The sequence below is a fragment of the Variovorax sp. 01T439_2 genome (genome assembly GCF_056398445.1).
Genome location: NZ_JBFTPJ010000838.1, coordinates 1 through 3,475, shown reverse-complemented (window position 1 = coordinate 3,475; position 3,475 = coordinate 1). Strand labels below are relative to the sequence as shown.

General features: G+C 62.2%; 3 protein-coding genes. 1 reads left to right on the top strand and 2 read right to left on the bottom strand.

Annotation, left to right across the window (positions count from 1 at the left end; genetic code table 11):
* Positions 1-112: 112 nt before the first annotated feature.
* A complete protein-coding gene (locus AC1DOC_RS28555) occupies positions 113-460 on the bottom strand; it encodes a c-type cytochrome (RefSeq protein ID WP_478079745.1) in 348 nt (115 codons plus the stop codon).
* Positions 461-468: 8 nt separating this feature from the next.
* Positions 469-2,139 (bottom strand): PQQ-dependent dehydrogenase, methanol/ethanol family, encoded by a 1,671-nt coding sequence (locus AC1DOC_RS28550; RefSeq protein WP_478079744.1) that lies wholly within the window; start codon positions 2,137-2,139, stop codon positions 469-471.
* Positions 2,140-2,328: 189 nt separating this feature from the next.
* Here AC1DOC_RS28550 and AC1DOC_RS28545 point away from each other — a divergent pair, with 189 nt between their 5' ends.
* Positions 2,329-3,048 (top strand): SDR family oxidoreductase, encoded by a 720-nt coding sequence (locus AC1DOC_RS28545; RefSeq protein ID WP_478131009.1) that lies wholly within the window; start codon positions 2,329-2,331, stop codon positions 3,046-3,048.
* The last annotated feature ends 427 nt before the right edge of the window (positions 3,049-3,475 follow it).

Genomic DNA, 3,475 nt, shown 5'->3' with positions numbered 1-3,475 from the left:
GCGGAATAGGGCTCGCTGTCTTCGGCCATGCACAGTCGCAGGGGCTCCGTCCCGGCCGCCCCACTGGCGTTCATGGCGAACGCGCCCAGCCACGCTGCACAGAGAGCGCGCATCAAAGCTTGCCCCCCGTCTGCACGTAGACCCAGATCAACTTGATCTGGTCCTCCGTCAACGAGTTCTTCCAAGGCGGCATCGCACCCTTACCCTCCTTCACTGAGTGAAAGAACCGGTCCGAGTCCTCCTTCGGGAACTTGCGAAGGTCGAACGACACCGTGCCCGGGTTCACCATGTTGAAGCCGTGGCAGTGCGAGCAGTTCTTGGTGTAGAGGCTGCGGCCAGCGTGGGCCGCCTCCAGATCGAGTGTCGGTGGCGCCGCGGGGTTGGCTTGGGCGTTGGCTTGTGTGACCTGTGCCCACAGGCCGATGACCGCCAGCACGGCCGCGGTGGCAGACAGCGTCATCGAACACCTCATTGCTGCACACCGAATGTCCACACGGCACCACCTGCCGGAACGCTGGCCAGGCGCTCGTCACCGGAGAAGAGCGGATACAGCCCTCCGATGCCCGAAAGCGCCGTCACGTATTGCCTGCCCTTGTGGGTCCACGTGATTGGCTGGCCCATCGAGGCCGAGCCCGTGCGGTAAGACCAGAGCAACTTCCCGGTGCTGGCATCGCGTGCCTCGAACTCGCCCGTCATGGTGCCCGTGAAGACCAGGCCGCCGTCGGTGGTCAGCACGCCGGAGTAGCTCGGGATGTCGCGCGGAATCGACCACTTCTCCTTGCCGGTCACGGGATCGATGGCCTTCAGAAAGCCACGCGGACCGTCGGGGTAGGTGAAGCCAGTGAAATCGATCGCCAGGAACAACTCGCCCTGCTTGTATTCGGGTGTGACGGTCTTGTACGGCATACCCGCATGGATGGCGTTCAGGTAGACCCAGCCCGTCTTCGGGCTGAACGACATCGGCGGCCAATTCTTCGCGCCCAGCGCGCCGGGCCAGACCTCGGTCTTCTCGCCATTGCGCGCCTTGGCGGTCACCTCGGTTTCGATCGGGCGGCCGCTCTTCAGGTCGATGCCCGTGGCCCAGTTGACCCTGGGCACGAATGTGTTGGCCGCCAGCACCTTTCCGTTGGTGCGGTCGAGCACGTAGAGGAAGCCGTTACGGTTGGCGTGCAGGATGACTTTCCTGATCTCACCGTTCACCTTAAGGTTGGCCAGGACCATCTCATTGACGCTGTCATAGTCGAAGGCGTCGTTCGGATTGAACTGGTAATGCCAAACGATCTCGCCAGTCTTCGGACGCAACGCGAGCACCGAGGCCGTGTACAGGTTGTCTCCCATGCGCACGGCTGCGTTCCACGGGCCGGCGTTGCCGGTGCCCCAGAAGACCAGGTCCTGTTCGGCGTCATAGCTGCCCGTCAACCAGGTCGAGCCACCGCCTTTCAGGTAAGTGTCACCAGGCCAGGTTTCCCCGCCCTTCGTGTCGGGGGCGGCCGTCGTGTGGCGGCGCCACACCTCCTTGCCCGTGCTGGGGTCGATGCCGACAATGAAGCCGCGCGTCCCGTACTCGGCACCGGACATGCCCGAGATCAGCAGGCCGTTGACGACGAGCGGCGCGCTCGTCACCGAATAGCCTTCCTTGTAGTCGGCGAGCCTCGTCTTCCACAACTGCTTGCCGCTCTTCGCGTCCAGCGCTTGCAGGTGGGCATCCAGCGTGCCGCGAAAGATCTTGCCCTCGAAGATGGCCACGCCACGGTTGACCAGGCCGCAGCAGACAAACTTGGGAACGTCTGCCGCGAAGTCCAGTCCTGTCTTCCAGAGTTGCTTGCCCGTCAGCGCGTCGATCGCGACCGTCGCGTCATGCGTCGGCACATACAGCACGCCGTCGTGCACGATCGGCATTGCCTCCTGGCCGAGGTTGTTGCCCAGACTCTGCGTCCACACCGGCACGAGCTTGCGCGCGTTCCGCGTATTGATCTGGGACAGCGGGCTGTGACGCTGCGCCGAGTAGCCCATGCCGTGAACGAGCACGTTGTCGGTGGTCTTGCCGTCAGCCAGCAGGTCTGCGGACGATTGCGCCATCGCCAGCGTCGCAAGCGAGAGTGCCCACAGCGCAGCGAGTCGCGGGAAATGTCTGTTCATGCTACCTCCAGGGTTGGTGTTGTCTTGAGAGAAAAGACCCTCTTCCAGTGCCGCTGCCCTGCCGAGCAAATCCCTGTTCCATTGGTGCAGGCGAGCATCCACCCTGCATCATTTGCATTCGCCAACATGGTTCGTCAACACAGCTATATTACTTAGTATGCTGCGTGAGCAAGAATCCGTCAATCGGATTTGAAGGGCCACGATGCAAGACTTGTCGCCGACAACGGACTCTTCCTCGCCGAGGGCGCGCGTGTCATCGTCACCGGCGTCAATCCGGATTCCCTCGCCAAGGCCCAGGCGGAATTGGGCAGCGAAGTTCTGGTGCTGCGCGCCGATTCAGCCAACGTGGCTGCGCAGAAGGAGTTGGCGCAAGCCGTCCAGGCTCACTATGGTCAGCTCGACATCGCCTTCCTCAACGCTGGCGTATCCGTTTGGATGCCGATCGAAGAGTGGACGGAAGAAATGTTCGATCGCTCGTTCGGTATCAACGTCAAGGGGCCATACTTCCTGATCCAGGCCTTGCTGCCTGTCTTTGCGAGCCCCGCATCGGTGGTGCTTAATACGTCGATCAATGCGCACGTCGGCGCGGAGCGTTCGTCGGTTTATGCCGCGACCAAGGCTGCGTTTCTGAACATGTCGAAGACGCTTTCGAGCGAACTGCTCCGACGCGGCATTCGCGTCAACGCCGTCAGCCCCGGCCCGGTCGAAACGCCGCTGTACGACAAGCTCGGCATTCCCGATGCCTACCGCACGCAGGTCAACAAGGACATCGCCGCAACCATTCCGTTTGGCCGTTTCGGCACGCCGGAAGAAGTCGCCAAGGCAGTGCTGTACCTGGCTTCGGACGAGTCCCGATGGACGGTCGGCTCCGAAATCATCGTCGACGGCGGCCGCACGCTCAACGGCTGATGCAATCCACATTCAAAAGGGACTCTCCTGTGGCCGCAGCTTCATGCGACCCGTAGGCGTGCACAGCAGGAGGGAAGTCGTTCGCACGTCCCAGATGCTCTGCCAAGAGCATCGCACAACCAATCGAGATGTCCTGGGTCGTGAAATGATCGGCGCACTGGTATTGGTGCGCTCCAAGGCGCCGCTCCAGCGTTCGAAGCCGTGCAAGAACCACTTGGAGTAGTCTCGCGCAACCTGCCGTTGCCGCTGCTACTCGGGTTCGAGCCGACCGTAGCGAAGGCCAGAGTCTGCGGGAATGTCAACGTTGCTTCTCCGAAGTGAAGGAAGTTGAGAAAGGCGCCGTATTCACCCGTCGCAGCTTTCACTTCGGCTTCATCTGCACGGTCCCCTAGCCGTAGCCATCCGGCCGAATCTGACACGACTGGAT